At 55.0% G+C, this 23,566-nt stretch carries 23 protein-coding genes; 21 read left to right on the plus strand and 2 right to left on the minus strand.

The window, feature by feature from the left end:
- The first annotated feature begins 9 nt into the window (after positions 1-9).
- The 7 genes from corC (at position 10) to rihA (ending at position 7,078) form a co-directional block, all read left to right on the plus strand.
- Positions 10-888: a CNNM family magnesium/cobalt transport protein CorC gene (gene corC, locus CSE01S_RS05690; protein WP_042285457.1), complete on the plus strand. Its 879-nt coding sequence runs from the start codon at positions 10-12 to the stop codon at positions 886-888.
- Positions 889-911: 23 nt separating this feature from the next.
- A complete protein-coding gene (gene lnt / locus CSE01S_RS05695) occupies positions 912-2,450 on the plus strand; it encodes an apolipoprotein N-acyltransferase (protein WP_042285459.1) in 1,539 nt (512 codons plus the stop codon).
- Positions 2,451-2,814: 364 nt separating this feature from the next.
- Complete coding sequence (locus tag CSE01S_RS05700; protein WP_042285462.1) at positions 2,815-3,723, plus strand: amino acid ABC transporter substrate-binding protein; 909 nt, start codon at positions 2,815-2,817, stop codon at positions 3,721-3,723.
- A 162-nt stretch (positions 3,724-3,885) separates the two neighbouring features.
- On the plus strand, positions 3,886-4,626 hold the full coding sequence (gltJ, locus tag CSE01S_RS05705; RefSeq protein WP_042285465.1) for a glutamate/aspartate ABC transporter permease GltJ: 741 nt from the start codon (positions 3,886-3,888) through the stop codon (positions 4,624-4,626).
- Positions 4,626-5,300, plus strand: a complete 675-nt coding sequence (gene gltK, locus CSE01S_RS05710) for a glutamate/aspartate ABC transporter permease GltK (protein ID WP_042285468.1) — start codon at positions 4,626-4,628, stop codon at positions 5,298-5,300. Before gltJ ends, gltK begins: the two co-directional genes overlap by 1 nt.
- Positions 5,300-6,025 carry a glutamate/aspartate ABC transporter ATP-binding protein GltL gene (gltL, locus tag CSE01S_RS05715; protein ID WP_042285471.1) on the plus strand — a complete coding sequence of 242 codons (726 nt, stop codon included), beginning with the start codon at positions 5,300-5,302 and terminating at the stop codon, positions 6,023-6,025. The genes gltK and gltL overlap by 1 nt, the downstream gene beginning before the upstream one ends.
- Positions 6,026-6,142: 117 nt before the next feature.
- A complete protein-coding gene (gene rihA, locus CSE01S_RS05720; protein WP_042285474.1) occupies positions 6,143-7,078 on the plus strand; it encodes a pyrimidine-specific ribonucleoside hydrolase RihA in 936 nt (311 codons plus the stop codon).
- Positions 7,079-7,117: 39 nt separating this feature from the next.
- Here rihA and CSE01S_RS05725 read toward each other — a convergent pair whose 3' ends face one another.
- Entirely contained in the window at positions 7,118-7,600 is a 483-nt protein-coding gene (locus CSE01S_RS05725; protein ID WP_042285476.1) for a zinc ribbon-containing protein, read from the minus strand.
- A 213-nt stretch (positions 7,601-7,813) separates the two neighbouring features.
- Here CSE01S_RS05725 and leuS point away from each other — a divergent pair, with 213 nt between their 5' ends.
- From leuS to nadD, 4 genes are read left to right on the plus strand one after another with little or no spacing between them, the layout of a single operon-like run.
- Entirely contained in the window at positions 7,814-10,396 is a 2,583-nt protein-coding gene (leuS, locus tag CSE01S_RS05730; protein WP_042285478.1) for a leucine--tRNA ligase, read from the plus strand.
- Between the two features lie 14 nt (positions 10,397-10,410).
- Positions 10,411-11,001: an LPS assembly lipoprotein LptE gene (gene lptE, locus CSE01S_RS05735; protein ID WP_042285481.1), complete on the plus strand. Its 591-nt coding sequence runs from the start codon at positions 10,411-10,413 to the stop codon at positions 10,999-11,001.
- Positions 11,001-12,032, plus strand: coding sequence for a DNA polymerase III subunit delta (gene holA, locus CSE01S_RS05740; RefSeq protein WP_042285484.1), 1,032 nt, complete (start codon positions 11,001-11,003; stop codon positions 12,030-12,032). The genes lptE and holA overlap by 1 nt, the downstream gene beginning before the upstream one ends.
- A gap of 1 nt (position 12,033) precedes the next feature.
- A complete protein-coding gene (gene nadD / locus CSE01S_RS05745) occupies positions 12,034-12,675 on the plus strand; it encodes a nicotinate-nucleotide adenylyltransferase (RefSeq protein WP_082636759.1) in 642 nt (213 codons plus the stop codon).
- Here the strand turns inward: nadD and cobD are convergent.
- Positions 12,650-13,735 carry a threonine-phosphate decarboxylase CobD gene (cobD, locus tag CSE01S_RS05750; protein WP_042285490.1) on the minus strand — a complete coding sequence of 362 codons (1,086 nt, stop codon included), beginning with the start codon at positions 13,733-13,735 and terminating at the stop codon, positions 12,650-12,652. The two genes, nadD and cobD, sit on opposite strands and share 26 nt — an antisense overlap.
- A gap of 96 nt (positions 13,736-13,831) precedes the next feature.
- On the opposite strand from cobD, the gene CSE01S_RS05755 reads away from it, so the two are divergent.
- The 10 genes from CSE01S_RS05755 (at position 13,832) to CSE01S_RS05805 (ending at position 23,374) form a co-directional block, all read left to right on the plus strand.
- Complete coding sequence (locus CSE01S_RS05755; RefSeq protein WP_042285494.1) at positions 13,832-14,443, plus strand: adenosylcobalamin/alpha-ribazole phosphatase; 612 nt, start codon at positions 13,832-13,834, stop codon at positions 14,441-14,443.
- 260 nt (positions 14,444-14,703) lie between these two features.
- Positions 14,704-15,021: a ribosome silencing factor gene (rsfS, locus tag CSE01S_RS05765; RefSeq protein WP_012904988.1), complete on the plus strand. Its 318-nt coding sequence runs from the start codon at positions 14,704-14,706 to the stop codon at positions 15,019-15,021.
- 3 nt (positions 15,022-15,024) lie between these two features.
- A complete protein-coding gene (gene rlmH, locus CSE01S_RS05770) occupies positions 15,025-15,492 on the plus strand; it encodes a 23S rRNA (pseudouridine(1915)-N(3))-methyltransferase RlmH (protein WP_042285498.1) in 468 nt (155 codons plus the stop codon).
- Between the two features lie 29 nt (positions 15,493-15,521).
- Positions 15,522-17,423: a peptidoglycan DD-transpeptidase MrdA gene (gene mrdA / locus CSE01S_RS05775; protein ID WP_042285501.1), complete on the plus strand. Its 1,902-nt coding sequence runs from the start codon at positions 15,522-15,524 to the stop codon at positions 17,421-17,423.
- A gap of 2 nt (positions 17,424-17,425) precedes the next feature.
- Positions 17,426-18,538, plus strand: a complete 1,113-nt coding sequence (mrdB, locus tag CSE01S_RS05780) for a peptidoglycan glycosyltransferase MrdB (RefSeq protein WP_042285504.1) — start codon at positions 17,426-17,428, stop codon at positions 18,536-18,538.
- Between the two features lie 10 nt (positions 18,539-18,548).
- The gene (gene rlpA / locus CSE01S_RS05785; protein ID WP_042285507.1) at positions 18,549-19,655 is read left to right on the plus strand and encodes an endolytic peptidoglycan transglycosylase RlpA; all 1,107 of its coding nucleotides are present in this window, start codon (positions 18,549-18,551) and stop codon (positions 19,653-19,655) included.
- A gap of 149 nt (positions 19,656-19,804) precedes the next feature.
- On the plus strand, positions 19,805-21,016 hold the full coding sequence (gene dacA / locus CSE01S_RS05790) for a D-alanyl-D-alanine carboxypeptidase DacA (RefSeq protein WP_042285511.1): 1,212 nt from the start codon (positions 19,805-19,807) through the stop codon (positions 21,014-21,016).
- Between the two features lie 107 nt (positions 21,017-21,123).
- A complete protein-coding gene (gene ybeD, locus CSE01S_RS05795; protein ID WP_004100153.1) occupies positions 21,124-21,387 on the plus strand; it encodes a DUF493 family protein YbeD in 264 nt (87 codons plus the stop codon).
- Between the two features lie 97 nt (positions 21,388-21,484).
- The gene (gene lipB / locus CSE01S_RS05800) at positions 21,485-22,126 is read left to right on the plus strand and encodes a lipoyl(octanoyl) transferase LipB (protein ID WP_042285513.1); all 642 of its coding nucleotides are present in this window, start codon (positions 21,485-21,487) and stop codon (positions 22,124-22,126) included.
- Positions 22,127-22,420: 294 nt separating this feature from the next.
- Entirely contained in the window at positions 22,421-23,374 is a 954-nt protein-coding gene (locus CSE01S_RS05805) for a YbeF family transcriptional regulator (protein WP_042285516.1), read from the plus strand.
- Positions 23,375-23,566 lie beyond the last annotated feature (192 nt).

The following is a 23,566-nucleotide window of genomic DNA, read 5'->3' on the forward strand; positions in this document are numbered from 1 at the left end:
TACGACGCCATGAGCGACGACAATTCACACAGTAGTGACACGTTAAGCAACAAGAAGGGATTTTTCTCCCTGTTACTGAGCCAACTTTTCCACGGTGAACCGAAAAACCGTGATGAACTGCTGGCGCTGATCCGTGATTCCGGGCAAAACGAGCTGATCGATGAAGATACGCGCGACATGCTCGAAGGGGTAATGGATATTGCGGACCAGCGCGTTCGCGACATCATGATCCCCCGCTCCCAGATGATTACCCTGAAACGCAACCAGACGCTGGACGAATGCCTCGATGTCATTATCGAGTCCGCCCACTCGCGTTTTCCGGTGATCAGCGAAGACAAAGATCACATTGAAGGGATTCTGATGGCGAAGGATTTGCTGCCTTTTATGCGCAGCGACGCCGAAGCCTTCAGCATGGAAAAAGTGTTACGCCAGGCCGTTGTCGTCCCGGAGAGCAAACGCGTTGACCGGATGCTCAAGGAGTTCCGCTCACAGCGTTATCATATGGCTATCGTCATCGACGAGTTCGGCGGCGTCTCTGGTCTGGTGACCATTGAAGACATCCTTGAACTGATCGTAGGTGAAATCGAAGACGAGTATGACGAAGAAGACGATATCGACTTCCGCCAACTCAGTCGCCACACCTGGACCGTCCGCGCGCTCGCGCCGATTGAAGATTTTAATGAAGCTTTCGGCACCCACTTTAGCGATGAAGAGGTCGATACCATCGGCGGCCTGGTGATGCAGGCGTTTGGTCACCTGCCCGCCCGCGGTGAAACCATTGACATTGATGGTTACCAGTTCAAAGTGGCCATGGCCGACAGCCGCCGTATTATTCAGGTTCATGTCAGAATTCCGGATGACTCCCCCCAGCCAAAACTGGACGAATAAAACCGAACGGGAAGAAGAACTCAATGGCATTTGCCTCTTTACTTGAACGCCAGCGCATTCGCCTGCTGCTGGCGTTATTATTCGGGGCCAGCGGGACGCTGGCATTTTCTCCGTATGACATCTGGCCCGCGGCGATCATTTCGCTTATGGGCCTGCAGGCGTTAACCTTAAACCGACGTCCGCTCCAGTCCGCCGCTGTCGGCTACTTCTGGGGACTGGGGTTGTTCGGCACCGGTATCAACTGGGTGTACGTCAGCATCGCGCAGTTTGGCGGGATGCCTGGTCCGGTCAACGTCTTTCTCGTGGTGCTGCTCGCCGCTTACCTTTCTTTGTATACCGGCCTGTTTGCCGGGATCCTGGCGCGCCTGTGGCCGGAAACCCGCTGGCTGCGCGTGGCGATTGCCGCGCCAGTGGTCTGGCAAATCACCGAGTTCCTGCGCGGCTGGGTTCTGACCGGCTTCCCGTGGCTGCAGTTTGGCTACAGCCAGATTGACGGCCCGCTGAAGGGGCTGGCGCCGGTAATGGGCGTCGAGGCGATCAATTTTATGCTGATGATGACGAGCGGCCTGCTGGTGCTGGCCCTCGTCAGCCGAAACTGGCGCCCGCTGGCGGTGGCGGCGGTACTGTTTGCGCTGCCTTTCCCGCTGCGATACATCCAGTGGTATACGCCGGAACCCGAAAGGGCGACCCGGGTTTCTCTGGTGCAGGGGGATATCCCGCAGTCGCTAAAGTGGGACGAAAGCCAACTGATCAATACGCTGAAAATCTACCTTGATGCCACCCAACCGCTGATGGGGAAATCGCAGCTGATCATCTGGCCGGAATCCGCAATTCCGGATCTGGAAATTAACCAGCAGCGCTTTCTCGGCATGATGGACGATTTGTTACGTTCAAAAAACAGTACGCTCATTACCGGCATCGTTGACGCGCGCCTGAACAAGCAGAACCGTTACGACACCTACAACACGATTATTACGCTGGGTAAAGACAATCCTTACAGCTACGACTCAGGCAATCGCTACAACAAAAACCACCTCGTGCCGTTTGGCGAGTTTGTGCCGCTGGAGTCGATCCTGCGTCCGTTAGCGCCCTTTTTTGATCTGCCGATGTCCTCATTCAGCCGCGGTCCGTATATCCAGCCGCAGCTGCACGCCCATGGCTTCGCCCTGACGGCGGCCATTTGCTACGAGATCATTCTGGGCGAACAGGTGCGAGATAACTTCCGTCCGGACACCGACTACCTGCTGACTATCTCTAACGACGCATGGTTCGGCAAGTCGATTGGCCCGTGGCAGCACTTCCAGATGGCGCGGATGCGTTCGCTGGAGCTGGCAAGACCGCTGCTGCGTAGCACCAATAACGGGATAACCGCGGTAATTGGCCCGCAGGGCGATGTCCAGGCGATGATCCCTCAGTTTACGCGTCAGGTGCTGACCACCACCGTGACGCCGACCACAGGCTTAACGCCGTATGCCCGTACCGGCAACTGGCCGCTGTGGGCGATAACCGCCCTGTTTGGTTTTGGCGCAGTGCTAATGAGCTTGCGTCAACGCCGGAAGTAATCCTCCCGCGTAATCTCGCCGGATGGCGGCCCTGGCCCGTCTCCGGCGTTTCCCTTCTCCTGCTATTCCATTCTGGCACGTCTATTGCTTTGTAATACAAGGCAAACCTGTTTTGAGCCCAACGTGCAACCGGGACGCACCAACGCGGTTCATCGGTAGCACCGAAACAGTGCAATGAAAGATTTTTGCCTCCGGATGGTGCGGCGCACTTCGCAAAAATAAACAATAACGCAGCAATATCTTTACATTCAGCCAAACTAAATGTTAACAAACAGGTACAACACTGCACGCGCAAGTTGCAGACGATAACAACATCACAATGGGTATCAATGCGCCGATGGCGCAGACGATAAAGGAGTTGGATATGCAATTACGTAAGCTAGCCACAGCAATGCTGGTTATGGGGCTGTCTGCCGGTGTGGCGCACGCGGAAGACGCCGCGCCTGCTGCGGGCAGCACGCTGGACAAGATCGCCAAAAACGGCGTCATTGTCGTGGGTCACCGTGAGTCATCCGTACCGTTCTCGTATTATGACAATCAGCAGAAAGTGGTGGGTTATTCTCAGGACTACTCCAACGCCATCGTTGAAGCGGTGAAGAAGAAGCTGAACAAGCCTGACCTGCAGGTGAAGCTGATTCCGATTACCTCCCAGAACCGTATTCCGCTGCTGCAAAACGGCACTTTCGATTTTGAGTGCGGCTCTACCACCAACAACGTTGAGCGCCAGAAGCAGGCCGCATTCTCTAACACCATCTTTGTCGTCGGTACCCGCTTGCTGGCGAAAAAAGGCGGCGACATTAAAGACTTCCCGGATCTGAAGGGCAAAGCGGTGGTGGTGACTTCCGGTACCACCTCGGAGATTCTACTGCACAAGCTGAACGACGAGCAAAAAATGAATATGCGCATCATCAGCGCCAAAGACCACGGTGACTCCTTCCGCACGCTGGAAAGCGGTCGCGCAGTCGCGTTCATGATGGATGATGCCCTGCTGGCGGGCGAACGCGCCAAGGCGAAGAAACCGGACAACTGGGAAATCGTCGGCAAAGCGCAGTCCGAAGAAGCTTACGGCTGCATGCTGCGTAAAAACGATCCGGATTTCAAAAAATTGATGGATGAGACCATCGCCCAGGCGCAAACCTCTGGCGAAGCGGCAAAATGGTTTGATAAATGGTTTAAAAACCCTATCCCGCCCAAGAACCTGAACATGAATTTCGAACTCTCTGACGAAATGAAGGCCCTGTTCAAAGAGCCAAACGACAAAGCACTTAACTAACAACAATGAAATAGGGCGAGATCTCCTTGCCCTCTCGATTGCTGGTCAGCACGGACAGACTATACGCCTGATGGTCGTTCCCCATCAGGCCTGAAAACCGAAACACGCTGATCAACAATCTTCGAGGGTAGCGCTGCTACCCTTTTTTTTCGGAGTAGATGTATGTCAATAGACTGGAACTGGGGTATTTTTTTACAGGAAGCCCCCTTCGGCAACACCACCTATCTCGGCTGGCTCTGGAGTGGCTTTCAGGTCACCGTGGCGTTATCCATCACCGCCTGGATCATTGCTTTTCTCGTCGGCTCGTTATTCGGCATTCTTCGCACTGTGCCGAACCGTTTTCTTTCCGGTATCGGCACGCTTTACGTGGAACTGTTCCGTAACGTTCCGCTGATCGTGCAGTTCTTTACCTGGTATCTGGTCGTGCCGGAACTGCTGCCGGAAGATCTCGGCATGTGGTTTAAGGCAGAACTGGATCCCAACATTCAGTTCTTCCTGTCGTCAATGATCTGTCTGGGGCTGTTTACCGCCGCCCGCGTTTGTGAGCAGGTACGCGCGGCAATACAGTCGCTGCCGCGCGGGCAAAAGAATGCGGCGCTGGCCATGGGACTGACGCTGCCGCAGGCGTATCGTTACGTGCTGCTGCCTAACGCTTACCGGGTGATCGTACCGCCGATGACCTCAGAGATGATGAACCTGGTGAAAAACTCGGCCATCGCCTCCACCATCGGTCTTGTCGATATGGCGGCGCAGGCGGGCAAGCTGCTCGATTACTCCGCCCACGCCTGGGAATCCTTTACCGCCATTACCCTGGCATACGTATTAATTAATGCCTTCATCATGTTGGTGATGAACCTGGTGGAACGGAAAGTCCGCCTGCCTGGCAATATGGGAGGCAAATAATGTACGAATTTGACTGGAGTTCCATTGTCCCTTCCCTGCCGTATCTGCTGGACGGCCTGCTGATTACGCTGAAAATCACCCTGACAGCGGTGGTCGTGGGGATTGTCTGGGGCACGCTGCTCGCGGTAATGCGCCTCTCAAGCTTTGCGCCGATCGCCTGGTTTGCCAAAGCCTACGTTAACGTTTTCCGCTCCATCCCGCTGGTGATGGTACTGCTGTGGTTCTACCTGATTGTGCCGGGGCTACTGCAGGATGTGCTGGGCCTGTCGCCGAAAACCGATATCCGCCTGATCTCGGCGATGGTGGCTTTTTCGATGTTCGAAGCGGCGTATTACTCCGAGATTATCCGCGCCGGTATCCAGAGTATTTCCCGCGGACAGTCAAGCGCTGCGCTGGCGCTGGGGATGACCCACTGGCAGTCGATGAAGCTCATCATTCTGCCGCAGGCGTTTCGCGCGATGGTACCGCTGCTGCTCACGCAGGGTATTGTCCTGTTCCAGGACACCTCCCTTGTTTACGTTTTAAGCCTTGCGGACTTCTTCCGCACCGCGTCCACGATTGGCGAGCGTGACGGCACGCAGGTTGAAATGATCCTGTTTGCTGGCGCCGTCTACTTTGTTATCAGCCTGAGCGCGTCGTTGTTGGTCAGCTATTTGAAGAAAAGGACAGTTTAATGATTACCCTGAAAAATGTTTCGAAATGGTATGGTCACTTTCAGGTGTTGACCGACTGCTCCACGGAAGTAAAAAAAGGCGAAGTGGTGGTGGTCTGCGGTCCCTCGGGTTCCGGTAAGTCAACGCTGATTAAAACCGTTAACGGCCTGGAACCCGTGCAAAAAGGCGAAATTACCGTCAACGGTATTATGGTCAACGACAAGAAAACGGATCTGGCGAAGCTGCGCTCGCGCGTCGGCATGGTGTTCCAGCACTTTGAGTTGTTTCCACATCTGTCGATCATCGAAAACCTGACGCTGGCGCAGGTCAAAGTGCTTAAGCGCGATAAAGCCCCTGCCCGTGAAAAAGCGCAGAAACTGCTGGAGCGCGTCGGCCTTGCCGCCCACGCCAACAAGTATCCGGCGCAGCTTTCCGGCGGCCAACAGCAGCGTGTGGCGATTGCCCGCGCGCTGTGCATGGATCCGATCGCGATGCTGTTTGACGAACCCACGTCGGCACTCGACCCGGAGATGATCAACGAAGTGCTGGACGTCATGGTTGAGCTGGCCAACGAAGGGATGACCATGATGGTGGTCACGCACGAAATGGGCTTTGCGCGTAAAGTGGCGAACCGGGTGATTTTTATGGACGAAGGAAAAATTGTCGAAGACTCGCCAAAAGAAGCGTTCTTCGCTAACCCGCAATCCGAACGCGCAAAAGACTTCCTTGCGAAAATCCTGCATTGATCCTGACGGCGCGCACGGCAGAGTGCGCGCCATCTCACGCTTTCTTGTTTCGCTCCTCGAATCCTTTTCAGCCCGGCGTTACCCTTGCCGCAAAAGTAGCGCTTACAAGGAGCAACAATGGCACTTCCGATTTTGTTTGATTGCGATCCGGGTCATGACGACGCTATCGCAATGGTTCTCGCCCTCGCCTCACCAGAACTTGATGTTAAAGCCATTACCGCCTCCGCCGGCAACCAGACGCCAGAGAAAACGCTGCGTAACGTGCTGCGTATGCTGACGTTGCTGAAGCGTACCGATATTCCGGTCGCGGGCGGGGCGGTAAAGCCATTAATGCGCGAGCTGATCATCGCCGATAACGTTCATGGCGAAAGCGGGCTGGACGGTCCGGCGCTGCCGGAACCGGCTTTTGCGCCGCAGCCCTGCACCGCCGTCGAGTTAATGGCGAAAACCCTGCGCGAAAGTCCAAAACCGGTCACCATCGTCTCGACCGGTCCGCAGACCAACGTTGCGCTATTACTGAATAGCCACCCGGAGCTGCACGCCAACATTGCGCGAATAGTGATCATGGGCGGCGCGATGGCGCTGGGTAACTGGACGCCCGCCGCCGAGTTTAATATTTTTGTCGACCCGGAAGCGGCGGAAATCGTCTTCCAGTCGGGCATTCCAGTCGTGATGGCGGGACTGGACGTCACGCACAAAGCGCAGATCCATGCTGATGATACCGAACGTTTTCGCGCCATCGGCAACCCGATCGCGACCATCGTCGCTGAACTACTCGATTTCTTCCTCGAGTATCATAAAGATGAAAAGTGGGGATTCACCGGCGCGCCGCTGCATGACCCCTGCACCATCGCCTGGCTGCTGAAGCCGGAGCTGTTTACCACCGTGGAGCGCTGGGTCGGCGTCGAAACGCAGGGTAAGTACACGCAGGGAATGACGGTCGTGGATTACTATTTCCTGACGGGCAATAGACCCAACGCCACCGTGATGGTGGATGTCGATCGCGAAGGGTTTGTAGATCTTCTGGCTGAACGCCTGACGGCTTACGCGTAATGTTTGCCGGATGGCGACACCGCCATCCGGAAGTGCGAATCACGGCTCGAACGGTCTGCGCTGAAACTGATCGTGACCGCATTTTGGACACAGCGGCAGTACGTCTGGCGTATACACGGCTAAATGGAAATGGCATTTTTCACACACCAGGTTGCCTAACCCCACTACCTCGCCGCTGTGATAAACCCCGTGATGACTGAGATCCTGGAACACCTCACGCCATTCCAGCTGCGTTTTGTCGGTAATATCCGCCAGTTCCTGCCACAAGCTCTCTTTAATTACCCGCATAAAGACGCTGTCGGACTCCTCCTCGAGGCTCTCTTCGTAGCTCATGGCGAACTCTTCCAGGTCGCGTCTGACCGCGCGGATCAGTTCGTCCGCCTCGGTTCGCGTTAACTCCCCTGCCTGTAATACCCGCTGCCGCGCCTGTTCCACCAGCAGGTCGATATCGCGTTCGCCGTTACGCAGGCGTTCGCTTAATGACGCCACCAGTTCACGGTAATATTGAGCAACCTTGTTCATCGTTTCGCCTCCTGGGTCGTTAACTGTCTATAATAATAGACGTTATTTGCACACTGCTTTGTAAGATCGCCCGCAGAGTGAGTAAATCAATGCGCGGATTAACCCTGCGAAAGACTGTTTTGACGCGGGCGTTTGGGCTATGCTATGCGGATCTAAAACACCACCTCTAAAGCTACGTTTGTAGCTGTATTGAAAACAGGACCACTGGCTGCCATGCAAGAGCAATACCGCCCGGAAGAGATAGAATCCAAAGTACAGCTTCACTGGGATGAGAAGCGCACATTTGAAGTAACCGAAGACGAGAGCAAAGAGAAGTATTACTGCCTGTCTATGCTTCCCTATCCTTCTGGCCGACTACACATGGGCCACGTGCGTAACTACACCATCGGTGACGTGATCGCCCGTTACCAGCGCATGCTCGGCAAAAACGTGTTGCAGCCTATCGGTTGGGACGCTTTCGGCCTGCCTGCGGAAGGCGCAGCGGTGAAAAACAACACCGCGCCGGCGCCGTGGACTTACGACAACATCGCCTATATGAAAAACCAGCTTAAAATGCTGGGCTTCGGCTACGACTGGAGCCGTGAACTGGCGACCTGCACCCCCGAATACTATCGCTGGGAACAGAAATTCTTTACCGAGCTGTATAAAAAAGGTCTGGTTTACAAAAAGACCTCTGCGGTGAACTGGTGCCCGAACGATCAGACCGTGCTCGCTAACGAACAGGTGATCGACGGCTGCTGCTGGCGCTGCGACACCAAAGTTGAGCGTAAAGAGATCCCGCAGTGGTTTATCAAAATTACCGCTTATGCGGACGAACTGCTGAACGATCTGGACAAGCTCGATCACTGGCCTGACACCGTCAAAACGATGCAGCGCAACTGGATTGGCCGTTCTGAAGGCGTGGAAATCACCTTTGATGTGACCGGTTATGAAGATACGCTGACCGTTTACACCACCCGCCCGGATACCTTTATGGGCGCTACTTACCTGGCCGTTGCCGCCGGTCACCCGCTGGCGCAGAAAGCCGCGGCGAACAACCCGGAACTGGCTGCCTTTATCGACGAATGCCGCAATACCAAAGTCGCGGAAGCCGACATGGCGACCATGGAGAAGAAAGGCGTCGATACCGGCTTTAAAGCGGTACATCCGTTAACCGGCGAAGCGATCCCGGTCTGGGCGGCGAACTTCGTGCTGATGGAATACGGCACCGGCGCGGTCATGGCGGTTCCGGGTCACGATCAGCGCGACTACGAATTTGCCACCAAATACGGTTTAACCATCAAACCCGTCATTCTTGCCGCCGACGGTTCCGAACCGGATCTGTCCGAACAGGCGCTGACCGAAAAAGGCGTGCTGTTTAACTCCGGCGAATTCGACGGTCTGGCCTTTGAAGACGCCTTCAACGCGATTGCCGACAAACTGGCGGCGAAAGGCGTGGGCGAGCGCAAAGTGAACTACCGTCTGCGCGACTGGGGCGTTTCCCGTCAGCGCTACTGGGGCGCGCCGATCCCAATGGTCACCCTGGAAGACGGCACCGTCATGCCAACCCCAGAAGATCAACTGCCGGTGATCCTGCCGGAAGACGTGGTCATGGACGGTATCACCAGCCCGATCAAAGCCGATCCTCAATGGGCGAAAACCACTGTTAACGGTCAGCCAGCGCTGCGTGAAACCGACACCTTCGACACCTTTATGGAGTCCTCCTGGTATTACGCGCGCTACACCTGCCCGCAGTATCAGGAAGGCATGCTGGATTCCAAAGCCGCCAACTACTGGCTGCCTGTGGATATTTACATCGGCGGTATTGAACACGCCATCATGCATCTGCTCTACTTCCGCTTCTTCCATAAGCTGATGCGCGACGCGGGCATGGTGAACTCTGACGAACCGGCGAAACAGTTGCTGTGTCAGGGCATGGTGCTGGCGGATGCGTTCTATTATGTCGGCGAAAACGGCGAGCGTAACTGGGTTTCTCCGGTAGATGCCATTGTTGAGCGCGACGAGAAAGGCCGTATCGTGAAAGCGAAAGACGCGGCAGGCCATGAACTGGTGTACACCGGCATGAGCAAAATGTCGAAGTCGAAAAACAACGGTATCGACCCGCAGGTGATGGTTGAGCGTTACGGCGCCGACACCGTACGTCTGTTCATGATGTTCGCCTCCCCGGCGGATATGACCCTCGAATGGCAGGAATCCGGCGTTGAAGGGGCAAACCGCTTCCTGAAACGCGTCTGGAAACTGGTTTACGAGCATACTTCACGTGGCGACGCTGCGCCGCTGAACGTTGCCGCGCTGAGTGAAGATCAAAAAGCATTGCGTCGCGACGTACACAAAACGATCGCCAAAGTGACCGATGATATTGGTCGTCGTCAGACCTTCAACACCGCTATCGCCGCGATCATGGAACTGATGAATAAGCTGGCGAAAGCGCCGCAGGAAGACGAACAGGACCGCGCCCTGATGCAGGAAGCGCTGTTGGCGGTTGTGCGTATGCTTAACCCGTTCACTCCGCACGTCTGCTTTACGTTGTGGCAGTCGCTGAAAGGCGAAGGCGATATCGACAATGCGCCGTGGCCGGTGGCTGACGACGCCGCGATGGTTGAAGACTCCACCCTCGTCGTGGTGCAGGTCAACGGCAAAGTGCGTGGCAAAATCACCGTTCCGGTGGATGCGACCGAAGAACAGGTTCGTGAACGTGCGGGTCAGGAACATCTGGTCGCAAAATATCTTGAGGGCGTGACCGTGCGTAAAGTGATTTACGTACCGGGTAAACTTCTCAATCTGGTCGTTGGCTAAGCGCGGGAGGAAGCGTGCGATATCTGGCAACAGTGTTGTTATCTCTGGCGGTGTTAACCACCGCCGGGTGTGGCTGGCATCTGCGTAGCACTACGCAGGTTCCGGACACCATGAAAACCATGATCCTCGACTCCGGGGATCCTAACGGCCCACTGAGTCGTGCGGTGCGTAATCAGTTGCGCCTGAACGATGTTGAGCTGCTGGAAAAAGGCTCAATGCGTAAAGATGTCCCATCGTTACGTCTGGGCGCCGTCAGTATTTCTCAGGATACGGCGTCGGTCTTCCAGGACGGACAGACGGCTGAGTATCAGATGGTCATGAACGTTAACGCCTCGGTGCTGATCCCGGAACACGGTATTTACCCGATCAACACCAAAGTGTACCGTTCATTCTTCGACAACCCGCAGATGGCGCTGGCGAAGGATAACGAACAGCAGATGATCATCAACGAAATGTATGACAAAGCGGCTGAACAGCTGATTCGTAAGCTGTCCAGCGTAAAAATCGCTGATGTCCGCTCGGTTCAGGAAGAAGAAAAAACTGAAAATACCGTGGTCACACCTGCGGCTTCTTCCTCACGCGTTTCAACCACGCTGGGTAACTGATGATTCGGTTGTACCCTGAACAACTCCGCGCGCAGCTCTCCGAAGGGCTGCGCGCGGCGTATTTATTACTCGGTAACGACCCTCTTTTGTTGCAGGAAAGCCAGGACGCCATTCGTCAGGCAGCGGCAGCGCAGGGGTTCGAAGAACACCATACCTTTTCGCTCGACAACAGCACCGACTGGAATGCGCTGTTTTCACAGTGTCAGGCGATGAGTCTGTTCGCCAGTCGACAGACGCTGTTGCTGTTGCTGCCGGAAAACGGTCCAAACGCCGCCATCAACGAGCAGCTGGCCCACCTCACGCAGTTACTGCATGACGATCTCCTGCTTTTGGTGCGCGGTAATAAGCTCACAAAAGCCCAGGAAAATGCCGCGTGGCTCAGCGCGCTGGCCGATCGGAGCGTGCAGGTCAGTTGCCAGACGCCGGAGCAGGCTCAGCTTCCGCGCTGGGTGGCCGCCCGGGCAAAACAAAAGAATCTGCAACTGGATGACGCGGCAAATCAGCTGCTGTGCTATTGCTATGAAGGCAACCTGCTGGCGCTGGCGCAGGCGCTGGAACGCCTGTCATTGCTGTGGCCGGACGGAAAACTCACGCTACCCCGTGTCGAACAGGCGGTGAACGATGCCGCGCACTTTACCCCGTTTCATTGGGTCGATGCGCTGGTGATGGGCAAGAGCAAACGCGCACTGCATATTCTTCAGCAATTACGTCTGGAAGGCAGTGAGCCGGTCATTTTATTGCGCACCCTGCAGCGTGAACTTTTACTGCTGGTCAACCTCAAGCGCCAGGCCGCCCATACGCCCCTGCGCGCGCTGTTTGATAAACACCGCGTCTGGCAAAACCGCCGTGCCATGACGAGCGAAGCCCTGAACCGACTAAGTCTGACGCAACTGCGCCAGGCGGTGCAGCTACTGACACGTACAGAAATAACGCTGAAGCAGGATTATGGCCAGTCAGTCTGGGCGGAACTCGAAGGTCTTTCGCTGCTGATTTGCCATAAGGCGCTGGCAGACGTTTTTATTGATGGTTGATATGAAATCGTTACAGGCACTTTTTGGCGGCACCTTTGATCCGGTGCATTATGGTCACCTCAAGCCCGTGGAAACCCTGGCCAACCTGATTGGCCTGTCACGGGTGATTGTGATGCCGAACAATGTTCCCCCGCATCGTCCACAGCCGGAGGCCACCAGCGCCCAGCGGAAAACGATGCTCGAGCTGGCCATAGCCGATAAACCGCTGTTCACCCTTGATGAGCGTGAACTGCTGCGCGATACGCCTTCTTATACCGCGCAAACGCTGAAAGAATGGCGAGAGGAGCAAGGTCCGGATGCGCCGCTGGCGTTTATCATCGGCCAGGATTCACTGCTAACCTTTCCCACGTGGCATGACTACGAAACCATCCTTGATAACACCCATCTGATCGTCTGCCGCCGTCCAGGTTACCCACTGGAGATGGCGCAGGAGCAGCATCAGCGCTGGCTGGAAAAGCATCTGACGCATACTCCGGACGATCTGCACCGGCTGCCCGCGGGCAAAATCTATCTTGCCGAAACACCGTGGTTTAATGTCTCCGCCACCCTTATTCGCGAGCGTCTGGAAAACGGCGAATCCTGCGACGACCTGATGCCGAAAGCAGTATTGGACTATATTAATCTGCACGGTTTGTATCGTTAAGCACATCCGCTAACGCCGCCAGCAGACGGTCGTTTTCTCCGCTACTGCGTATCGCCACCCGAAAATAACGCGCATCAAGCCCTGGATAATTGGCGCAGCTACGGATCAAAATATGCCGTTCGAGGAGCGCGCGCTGCAGATCCCTTTCGCATTTCAGCAGCAGATAATTTGCCCGGCCAGGATAGACGCTCAAACCCGACAGCGCGCTCAACTGCTGATAAACGCGTTCCCCTTCCTCTTTTAGCCACTGCCAGGTCGCCCGCTGCCAGGCGATGTCATCCAGCAGATGTTCTCCGGCAAGCGCCGCAAACGCATTGATCGACCAGGGCATCTGCCGGGCGCGTACTCTGGCGACCGCCTGCTCGTCGCTGTTGACCAGATACCCCAGACGCAGCCCCGGAATGGCATAAAACTTGGTCAGCGAACGCAGCACCCAGATATGCGGGTTAGTCTGCAAGGTGGGAATAAACCCCGGCTCGTCGGGGATGAAATCGAGAAAGGCTTCATCCAGAATCAGTGCGATATTCAGCGCCTTACAGCGTCGCGCAATGGCCTCGAGCAGCGACCGCTCCGGCAGCAGGCCGGTAGGATTATTAGGCGTACAGAGAAACAGGCAGTCATGCTCAGCGCGTAGCGCGCCAAGGATAGCGTCGGTGAGCTGCCAGCCGTCAGCCTCACGCAGGGCGAACAGGTCAATCTGACATTCGCCGCGGCGTAAGGCGCGACCGTATTCGGCAAAGCCCGGCGTGACAATCATCGCCCGTCGCGGTTTAAGGCCGTCCACCAGCGCGAAAATCGCCTCCGTCTCGCCGTTTGTCGCCAGGATCCAGGATGCGGGGATCTGATGATGTTTCGCCAGCGCCTGATGAAGATGGCGGTACTCAACGTCCGGATAGCGCTCGGCAAGATGAAGATTGTCGACGATGGCGCGTTTTACCGACGCCGGCATACCCAGCGGGTTAATATTCGCGCTAAAATCCAGCAGCCGATCGGCTGAAATACCGAGTAGCTCGGCGGCCTCGCGGGTATTCCCGCCGTGTGCGCTTGAAAACAAAGACATCGTGCCGCTCCTGGCAAAAAACGTTATTTTAAAGAAAACAGCGCGCGCAATCAGGGCCAATATCATGTTTTGCGCGAATACGTTCACGAGGGAAAAATGCGACTCTGGTTAGTTCGTCATGGTGAAACCGAAGCCAATGTAGCCGGTCTGTACAGCGGCCATGCTCCCACGCCGCTGACGGCGCGAGGCATTACTCAGGCGCAGACGCTGAACACACTGCTCAAGCAGGTTCCCTTTGAGCAGGTACTGTGCAGCGAGCTGGAGCGGGCGCAGCATACGGCGCGCTTAGTCTTAGCCGGGCGAGATCTTCCTCTCCTGACCCGCCCCGAGCTGAATGAAATGTTTTTCGGCGACTGGGAAATGCGCCATCACCGGGATCTTTGCGAAGAAGATGCGAGCAATTACGCGGCGTGGTGCAACGACTGGCAAAATGCGATCCCCACCAACGGTGAAGGATTTCAGGCGTTTTCAGGCCGGGTAGATCGGCTGATAAGCCAGCTTGCCGACTACCAGCATCATACACATGTGCTGATGGTCAGCCATCAGGGCGTACTTAGCCTGCTGATTGCAAAGCTGCTTTCTATGCCCGCGACCGCCATGTGGCGCTTTCGCGTTGAGCAAGGCTGCTGGAGCGCCATTGATTTCCACGACGATTTTGCCACACTGCGGGTACTGAACAGCAGAGCGGTATGGCAGCCGGGAGAATGAAAGGTCTGTTTTTTAGCGCCAGACACGCTTCGACCATTGACACCCCCTGACAGGCTGCTATTCTCCGCTGCCAGACTTTTCCCGCCCTTCAGCCCTTTGCAGAAATTGTTTTACAAAAATGGCGATGCATTCTGTTGCATGGGGTGGGATGATAGCCCACTTTCCGCACCTGAGCCGGTGACATTTGTCCCGTACCCGTGTGGGTTCAGGTATACTGACAGACTTATTTGTTTTATGCATTCATGCCCCAGGAGGAAAACTTGCAGGGTAAAGCACTCCAGGATTTTGTTATCGACAAAATTGATGACCTTAAAGGTCAGGACATCATCGCCTTAGACGTTCAGGGCAAATCCAGCATCACTGACTGTATGATTATCTGTACCGGCACCTCCAGCCGCCATGTGATGTCTATCGCCGATCACGTTGTGCAGGAATCCCGCGCGGCGGGCATGCTGCCGCTGGGCGTGGAAGGCGAAAGCGTTGCCGACTGGATCGTCGTTGACCTGGGTGAAGTGATTGTCCACGTAATGCAGGAAGAAAGCCGTCGCCTGTATGAACTGGAAAAACTCTGGAGTTAATGCGTGAAGCTTCAACTTGTCGCGGTAGGCACGAAAATGCCCGACTGGGTACAAACCGGTTTTACCGAGTACCTGCGGCGTTTTCCAAAAGATATGCCTTTTGAGCTTATCGAAATTCCAGCGGGCAAACGCGGCAAGAACGCGGATATTAAGCGTATTCTCGACAAAGAGGGTGAACTGATGCTGGCCGCCGCAGGCAAAAACCGCATCGTCACCCTGGATATTCCGGGTAAACCCTGGGACACGCCGCAGCTGGCAACGGAACTGGAACGCTGGAAGCTGGACGGGCGTGACGTCAGCTTGCTCATCGGCGGGCCGGAGGGCCTCTCTCCCGCCTGTAAAGCAGCGGCGGAACAAAGCTGGTCGCTCTCCGCGCTGACCCTTCCCCACCCGCTGGTTCGGGTGTTGGTCGCCGAGAGCCTGTATCGGGCATGGAGCATTACCACTAATCACCCCTATCACCGTGAGTGATCGTTGAGCTTGAGTAGACTACGCAGCGGATGAAACTACAGAATTCTTTTCGCGACTATACGGCTGAGTCCGCGCTGTTTGTGCGCCGGGCGCTGGTCGCCTTTTTGGGTATATTGCTGCTCACCGGCGTGCTTATCGCCAACCTGTACAATCTGCAAATCGTCCGGTATACCGACTACCAGACCCGCTCAAATGAAAACCGCATCAAGCTGGTGCCCATTGCCCCCAGCCGCGGCATTATATACGACCGTAACGGCATTCCGCTGGCCCTGAACCGCACGATTTACCAGATCGAAATGATGCCGGAAAAGGTAGACAACGTGCAGCAAACGTTAGACGCCCTGCGCAACGTCGTGGATCTCACCGACGACGATATCGCGGCCTTTAAGAAAGAACGCGCCCGTTCACACCGTTTCACCTCCATTCCCGTGAAAACCAACCTGACCGAAGTGCAGGTCGCGCGTTTTGCTGTAAACCAGTACCGTTTCCCTGGCGTCGAAGTGAAAGGCTATAAGCGCCGCTACTACCCTTACGGCTCCGCACTCACTCACGTCATCGGCTACGTGTCGAAGATCAATGATAAAGATGTCGAACGGCTGGATAAAGACGGCAAGCTGGCGAACTATGCCGCCACCCATGACATCGGTAAGCTGGGCATTGAGCGCTACTATGAAGATGTGCTTCACGGCCAGACCGGCTACGAAGAAGTTGAAGTCAATAACCGGGGCCGCGTCATCCGCCAGCTTAAAGAAGTGCCGCCGCAGGCCGGGCACGACATCCACCTCACCATTGATTTAAAACTGCAGCAGTATATTGAGACGCTACTCGCTGGCAGCCGCGCGGCGGTGATCGTGACCGACCCACGCACCGGCGGCGTGCTGTCTCTGGTGTCAATGCCCAGCTATGACCCGAACCTGTTTGTCGACGGCATTTCCAGTAAAGACTATTCCGGTTTGCTTAACGATCCGAACACGCCGCTGGTCAACCGCGCCACGCAAGGGGTTTATCCACCGGCCTCGACGGTAAAACCGTATGTCGCCGTCTCCGCGTTAAGCGCAGGCGTGATTACCCGCAATACCAGCCTGTTCGACCCGGGGTGGTGGCAGTTGCCGGGGTCTGAAAAACGCTACCGCGACTGGAAAAAGTGGGGCCACGGACATCTGAACGTCACCAAATCGCTGGAAGAATCCGCCGATACCTTCTTCTATCAGGTCGCGTATGACATGGGTATTGACCGCCTGTCCGAGTGGATGGGTAAATTTGGCTACGGGCACTATACCGGTATCGATCTCGCGGAAGAGCGCTCCGGTAACATGCCGACCCGCGAATGGAAAATGAAGCGCTTTAAGAAGCCGTGGTATCAGGGCGATACCATTCCGGTGGGTATCGGACAAGGTTACTGGACGGCCACGCCGATTCAGATGAGCAAAGCGCTGATGATCCTGATTAACGACGGCGTAGTAAAAGTGCCACATCTGCTGATGAGCACTTCCGAAAACGGCAAGCAGGTTCCGTGGGTACAGCCCCACGAACCGCCGGTTGGCGACATTCACTCTGGTTACTGGGAACTGGCGAAAGACGGTATGTACGGCGTGGCAAACCGCGGTAACGGTACTGCGCATAAATACTTTGCCAGCGCGCCGTATAAAATCGCGGCCAAATCCGGTACGGCCCAGGTCTTTGGCCTGAAAGCCAACGAAACCTATAACGCGCATAAAATTGCCGAACGCCTGCGCGATCACAAGCTGATGACGGCCTTCGCGCCTTATGATAACCCACAGGTTGCGGTCGCCATGATCCTCGAAAACGGCGGCGCTGGCCCGGCGGTGGGGACCATTATGCGTCAGATTCTTGACCACATTATGTTGGGTGACAATAACACCAGTCTGCCAGCTGAAAACCCGGCGGTTGCGGCGGCGGAGGATCAATAACGATGACGGATAATCCGAACAAAAAAACATTCTGGGATAAAATTCATATCGATCCCACCATGTTGCTGATTCTGCTGGCGCTGCTGGTGTACAGCTCGCTGGTGATCTGGAGCGCCAGCGGCCAGGATATTGGCATGATGGAGCGTAAGGTCGGGCAGATCGCCATTGGTCTGGTGATCATGGTGGTGATGGCGCAAATTCCGCCTCGCGTTTATGAAGGCTGGGCGCCCTATCTTTACATTGTCTGCATCATATTGCTGGTGGCGGTCGATGCCTTCGGGGCAATATCAAAAGGGGCGCAGCGCTGGCTGGATCTCGGCATCGTGCGCTTTCAGCCATCCGAAATCGCCAAGATCGCCGTTCCGCTAATGGTCGCGCGCTTTATCAACCGCGACGTTTGCCCGCCATCGCTGAAGAATACCGCCATTGCACTGGTGCTGATTTTTATGCCGACCCTGCTGGTGGCGGCGCAGCCTGACCTGGGCACCTCAATTCTGGTCGCCCTTTCCGGCCTGTTTGTGCTGTTCCTTTCGGGCCTGAGCTGGCGTCTGATTGGCGTGGCGGCGCTGCTGCTTGCCGCGTTTATTCCGATCCTCTGGTTCTTCCTGATGCATGATTATCAACGCCAGCGCGTCATGATGCTTCTCGACCCGGAAACCGATCCATTAGGCGCGGGCTACCATATTATTCAGTCTAAGATCGCGATTGGCTCAGGCGGCCTGAGCGGTAAAGGCTGGCTGCACGGGACGCAGTCGCAGCTGGAATTTCTTCCGGAACGTCATACCGACTTTATCTTCGCGGTACTGGCCGAAGAACTGGGCCTGGTGGGGATCCTTATCCTGCTGGCGCTGTACATCCTGCTGATCATGCGTGGACTGTGGATTGCCGCCCACGCGCAAACCACCTTTGGTCGCGTCATGGCCGGTGGTTTAATGTTGATATTATTCGTTTATGTCTTCGTTAATATTGGTATGGTGAGTGGTATTCTGCCTGTTGTAGGCGTTCCGCTGCCACTGGTCAGTTACGGAGGCTCGGCGCTGATTGTGCTGATGGCCGGGTTCGGGATTGTCATGTCGATCCATACCCACAGAAAAATGTTATCGAAAAGCGTGTAAGGGGTGCGCAATGCGTAAGCAGTTGCCTGGAGTCTGCGTCGCAGCAGGAATTATGCTGCTCGCGGCATGTACGAGCGATGATGGTCAGCAAGCGACCATCGTTGCGCCGCAGCCAGCGGTATGTAATGGACCGGTGGTGGAGATCGGCGGAGCGGAGCCGCGTTACGAGCCGCTCAGCCCGACCGCTAATCAGGATTACCAGCGAGACGGTAAGCATTATAAGATTGTGCAGGATCCGTCGCGCTTCAGTCAGGCCGGGCTTGCTGCGATTTACGATGCCGAACCGGGCAGCAATCTCACCGCTTCGGGCGAGATGTTTGATCCGATGCAGCTGACGGCTGCGCATCCTACATTGCCGATCCCTGGCTATGCGCGAATTACTAACCTCGCCAATGGCCGGATGATCGTCGTACGCATTAACGATCGTGGCCCTTACGGCAACGATCGGGTGATTTCGCTGTCGCGCGCCGCCGCCGACCGTCTGAACACCTCGAATAACACCAAAGTGCGCATCGATCCGATCGTGGTCGCCCAGGACGGTTCCCTGTCGGGTCCCGGCATGGCGTGTACCACTGTGGCAAAACAAACCTATGCCCTGCCCGCGCGGCCAGACCTGAGCGGCGGCATGGGAAGCGCCTCCTCCGCACCACAGGCTATCCAGCCTCAGGGCGATGTTCGCGCGATCAGTAACGCCACGCTGAAAAGCGAAGACAGCGCTGGCGCGCCGGTAAACAGTAGCGGTTTCCTCGGCGCGCCAACGACCTTAGCGTCAGGCGTTCTGGAAGGCAGTGAACCGACACCGGCTGCGCAACCCACCACTGCCGCGCCGGTAACCGCTCCTGTGAGCGCGCCAACTGCAACGGTACCTGCCGCAGCGCCTGCTACAGCATCCGGTCATTATGTTGTTCAGGTCGGGGCAGTCAGCGACCAGGGGCGCGCGCAACAGTATCAGACGCGGTTAGCACAGCAGTTTAACGTGCCTGGCCGCGTGACCCAGAACGGCGCCGTGTGGCGAATTCAGCTCGGTCCTTTCGCCAGTAAAGCGGAAGCCAGCGCGCTACAGCAGCGTTTACAATCCGAAGCCCAGCTGCAGTCATTCATCACCGGCGCGCAATAACGTAAAAGCGGCATCTGATTTGTCAATTTCTGTAAGTGACGTTAACAACGTTAACAAAAGTCACCCGGAAAGTCAGATGCCTGCCGGTAGTGCATTTGCTATAGTAAGGCACTTTTTTCAATTCCATCACGGATGTCGTAGTTCAGACCATGAAGACCACTTTTTCCGCTCGTTTCATGCAGCGCATGGCGCTCACCACGGCTCTCTTCACAGCCGCTATCTCAGGCGCGCATGCCGATGACCTGAATATTAAAACCATGATCCCGGGTGTTCCGCAGATCGATGCGGAGTCTTACATCCTTATTGATTACAACTCCGGCAAGGTGCTGGCTGAACAAAATGCCGACACCCGTCGCGATCCGGCCAGTCTGACCAAAATGATGACCAGCTATGTTATCGGTCAGGCAATGAAAGCGGGAAAATTCAAAGAAACCGATCTGGTCACGATTGGCAATGATGCCTGGGCGACCGGTAACCCGGTCTTCAAAGGCTCTTCTCTGATGTTCCTGAAGCCAGGAATGCAGGTGCCGGTTTCACAGCTGATTCGCGGCATCAACCTGCAGTCCGGTAACGACGCCTGCGTGGCGATGGCGGATTTTGCCGCAGGGAGCCAGGACGCGTTTGTAGGTCTGATGAACAGCTATGTGAACGCGCTGGGACTGAAAAACACCCACTTCCAGACGGTACATGGTCTGGATGCGGAAGGTCAGTACAGCTCCGCTCGCGACATGGCGTTGATTGGCCAGGCGCTGATCCGCGATGTGCCGAACGAATACTCGGTGTATAAAGAAAAAGAGTTCACCTTTAACGGCATTCGCCAGATGAACCGCAACGGCCTGTTATGGGATAACAGCCTGAATGTGGACGGTATCAAAACCGGACATACGGCAAAAGCGGGCTATAACCTTGTCGCCTCCGCGACCGAAGGGCAGATGCGTTTGATCTCCGCAGTGATGGGGGGACGTACCTATAAAGGTCGTGAAACCGAAAGCAAAAAGCTACTGACCTGGGGCTTCCGTTTCTTCGAAACCGTCAACCCGCTGAAAGCCGGTAAAGAGTTCGCCTCTGAACCCGCCTGGTTTGGCGATACCGATCGCGCCTCCTTAGGCGTGGATAAAGATGTGTATCTGACCATCCCGCGCGGACGCATGAAAGATCTGAAGGCCAGCTATGTTCTGAACAACGCGGAACTCCACGCGCCGTTGCAGAAAAATCAGGTGGTCGGCACCATTAACTTCCAGCTCGACGGCAAAACCATTGAGCAACGTCCGCTGGTTGTGCTGCAGGAAATCCCGGAAGGCAACTTCTTCGGTAAAATCATTGATTACATTAAATTAATGTTCCATCACTGGTTTGGTTAAAAATCGAACACTTGAAAGTGTGATTTCCATCCCCATATACTAAGCATCAGTAAAACTCCCGCCTTGCCGCGGGAGTTGTCATTTTTTTACGTTACGCCGGAGCTGACATGAAAACCAAACTTAACGAACTGCTTGAATTCCCTACGCCTTTTACTTACAAAGTTATGGGGCAGGCGTTACCTGAGCTGGTCGATCAGGTGGTTGAAGTGGTACAGCGCCATGCGCCAGGTGATTACTCTCCGACGGTAAAACCAAGCAGCAAAGGCAATTACCACTCGGTTTCTATTACCATCAACGCCACGCATATTGAACAAGTTGAAACACTGTACGAAGAGCTCGGCAACATTGAGATCGTCCGTATGGTGCTGTAAATCTGTTAACGTTACCCGGCATTGTCCGGGTAACCCCTCTCCTCTCTCGCTGTGATATACTTTTTCCCTCTTTTGTTTTCTCTACGGAGATGCTGTTTTGTCTCAGGATAAAATACTGGTCCGCCAGCTCGGCCTTCAACCCTACGAGCCCGTCTCCCAGGCCATGCACGAATTTACAGACACCCGCGATGAGCACACCGCCGACGAAATCTGGCTGGTAGAACATCACCCGGTCTTTACCCAGGGCCAGGCGGGAAAAGCGGAACATGTCCTGATGCCCGGCGATATCCCGGTGATTCAAAGCGATCGCGGTGGACAAGTGACCTATCATGGCCCTGGCCAACAGGTGATGTACGTCCTGTTCAATCTCAAACGCCGCAAGCTGGGCGTCCGGGAACTGGTCACCCTGCTGGAGCAAACCGTCGTGAATACGCTGGCGGAAGTCGGTATAGACGCACATCCCCGCGCCGATGCCCCAGGCGTCTACGTCGGTGAAAAGAAAATCTGCTCCCTCGGATTACGTATTCGCCGCGGCTGCTCGTTCCATGGCCTGGCGCTGAACGTAAATATGGACCTTTCGCCATTTTTGCGTATTAACCCATGTGGTTATGCGGGAATGGAAATGACAAAAATATCGCAGTGGGATAAACAAGCCACCACGGAAAATATTCGGCCACGTTTATTGGCAAATATTTTAGCCCTGCTAAATAATCCTCCTCACGAATATATTACTGCTTAACCAATTGATAATAATGACCCACAAATTAGCTGGGTCATTAATCCAGATCCCTTGAAGGCTTTACAAAACCGCCTGGTTTCTATATTTTCATTATCTCTGTGTTTGAATCGTTAACGAAATATTTTGTTTCGTCGTCATTCTATTTTTCATCGACGCGCGTTAATTATTCAATCGTCATTCTTTTTGCAATCATTTTTCGCAATGGCAAGATGAGTAAGGGTGGAGAAAATATATGCAGCTCATAAATATAACTCACGCAATTATTCATAAAACAAATAAATCTGGAGTGTGAGCGTGAGTGAGAATAGTCAGCCGAAAGGCCATTGTTACGAACACCGGCCCGAAGATAAACCGCAAATTTTCAGAACGCTAAGAAATATCGACCTGAATCTGTTGACTATCTTTGAGGCTGTTTATGTTCATAAAGGTATCGTTAACGCCGCCAAAATACTCAATCTGACGCCTTCGGCCATCAGCCAGTCTATTCAGAAACTGCGCACTATTTTTCCCGACCCGCTGTTTATTCGCAAAGGACAAGGTGTTACGCCAACCGCCTATGCCACTCATTTGCACGAATATATCAGCCAGGGTCTTGAGTCGATTCTCGGCGCTCTCGATCTTACCGGCTGTTATGACAAACAGCGAACCATTACCATTGGCACCTCGCCGTCCGTCGGCGCGCTGGTGATGCCCACCCTCTACCAGGCGATCAAAACCCGCTTTCCGCAACTGCTGTTGCGGAATATTCCCGTGCATGACGCCGAAGCCCAACTCAGCCAGTTCCAGACCGATTTGATTATTGATAACCACGTCTACAGCAATCGCGTGGTCCAGCATCAGGTTCTCTTTTCCGACAACATTGAACTGGTTTGCCGGCAGAACCATCCACTCCTGACTGGCGCGTCAACCCCTGAGCACGTCGACAATGCGGAACACAGTCTGTTGATGATAGAAGGGCAAAGCTTCACGCTGCTGCGCCAGCGGATCCAGGAGATTTTCCCGAACCGGAAAATCAGCTTCAGCAGCTATAACATGTTCACCCTTGCCTCGCTGATCGCACACAGCGATCTTGTCGGCATTATGCCAGCCCGTTTTTTCACGCTGTTCAACCAGTGCTGGTCGCTACAGCGGCTGCCGCACCCCGCCCTGAACCGCGAGCAGGTCGACTACTCGCTCCATTACAATCGACTGAGCCTGCGCGATCCCATTCTTGAAAACGTGATTACGGTTATTCGTGATGCTTTTTGAAAAGGAAATGTTGCTGTCGGGTCACAACTGAGGTTGGGCATATGGCACAAAACAACAACTATTTTACATTTTACCGACCACTCAGGCTGCTTTAAGGGCCGTTTCAATGATATACTGCCTGTAGTGAATTCAAAAATAGTTGATAAATACAACATTTCCTTGAATTAAAACGCTTTCCTTCGTATTCGCAAC

Origin of the sequence: Citrobacter sedlakii NBRC 105722, from assembly GCF_000759835.1 — a bacterium.
GTDB lineage: Bacteria > Pseudomonadota > Gammaproteobacteria > Enterobacterales > Enterobacteriaceae > Citrobacter_A > Citrobacter_A sedlakii.

What these genes read in the sequence shown, in the direction of transcription:
- CSE01S_RS05700 (WP_042285462.1), top strand. Translation starts at nt 2,815, where the DNA reads ATGCAATTACGTAAGCTAGCCACAGCAATGCTGGTTATGGGGCTGTCT.
- gltL (WP_042285471.1), top strand. Translation starts at nt 5,300, where the DNA reads ATGATTACCCTGAAAAATGTTTCGAAATGGTATGGTCACTTTCAGGTG.
- rihA (WP_042285474.1), top strand. Translation starts at nt 6,143, where the DNA reads ATGGCACTTCCGATTTTGTTTGATTGCGATCCGGGTCATGACGACGCT.
- dacA (WP_042285511.1), top strand. Translation starts at nt 19,805, where the DNA reads ATGAAGACCACTTTTTCCGCTCGTTTCATGCAGCGCATGGCGCTCACC.
- CSE01S_RS05725 (WP_042285476.1), bottom strand. Translation starts at nt 7,600, where the DNA reads ATGAACAAGGTTGCTCAATATTACCGTGAACTGGTGGCGTCATTAAGC.
- gltJ (WP_042285465.1), top strand. Translation starts at nt 3,886, where the DNA reads ATGTCAATAGACTGGAACTGGGGTATTTTTTTACAGGAAGCCCCCTTC.
- mrdA (WP_042285501.1), top strand. Translation starts at nt 15,522, where the DNA reads ATGAAACTACAGAATTCTTTTCGCGACTATACGGCTGAGTCCGCGCTG.
- ybeD (WP_004100153.1), top strand. Translation starts at nt 21,124, where the DNA reads ATGAAAACCAAACTTAACGAACTGCTTGAATTCCCTACGCCTTTTACT.
- nadD (WP_082636759.1), top strand. Translation starts at nt 12,034, where the DNA reads ATGAAATCGTTACAGGCACTTTTTGGCGGCACCTTTGATCCGGTGCAT.
- rlpA (WP_042285507.1), top strand. Translation starts at nt 18,549, where the DNA reads ATGCGTAAGCAGTTGCCTGGAGTCTGCGTCGCAGCAGGAATTATGCTG.
- lnt (WP_042285459.1), top strand. Translation starts at nt 912, where the DNA reads ATGGCATTTGCCTCTTTACTTGAACGCCAGCGCATTCGCCTGCTGCTG.
- mrdB (WP_042285504.1), top strand. Translation starts at nt 17,426, where the DNA reads ATGACGGATAATCCGAACAAAAAAACATTCTGGGATAAAATTCATATC.
- cobD (WP_042285490.1), bottom strand. Translation starts at nt 13,735, where the DNA reads ATGTCTTTGTTTTCAAGCGCACACGGCGGGAATACCCGCGAGGCCGCC.
- leuS (WP_042285478.1), top strand. Translation starts at nt 7,814, where the DNA reads ATGCAAGAGCAATACCGCCCGGAAGAGATAGAATCCAAAGTACAGCTT.
- CSE01S_RS05755 (WP_042285494.1), top strand. Translation starts at nt 13,832, where the DNA reads ATGCGACTCTGGTTAGTTCGTCATGGTGAAACCGAAGCCAATGTAGCC.
- holA (WP_042285484.1), top strand. Translation starts at nt 11,001, where the DNA reads ATGATTCGGTTGTACCCTGAACAACTCCGCGCGCAGCTCTCCGAAGGG.
- gltK (WP_042285468.1), top strand. Translation starts at nt 4,626, where the DNA reads ATGTACGAATTTGACTGGAGTTCCATTGTCCCTTCCCTGCCGTATCTG.
- corC (WP_042285457.1), top strand. Translation starts at nt 10, where the DNA reads ATGAGCGACGACAATTCACACAGTAGTGACACGTTAAGCAACAAGAAG.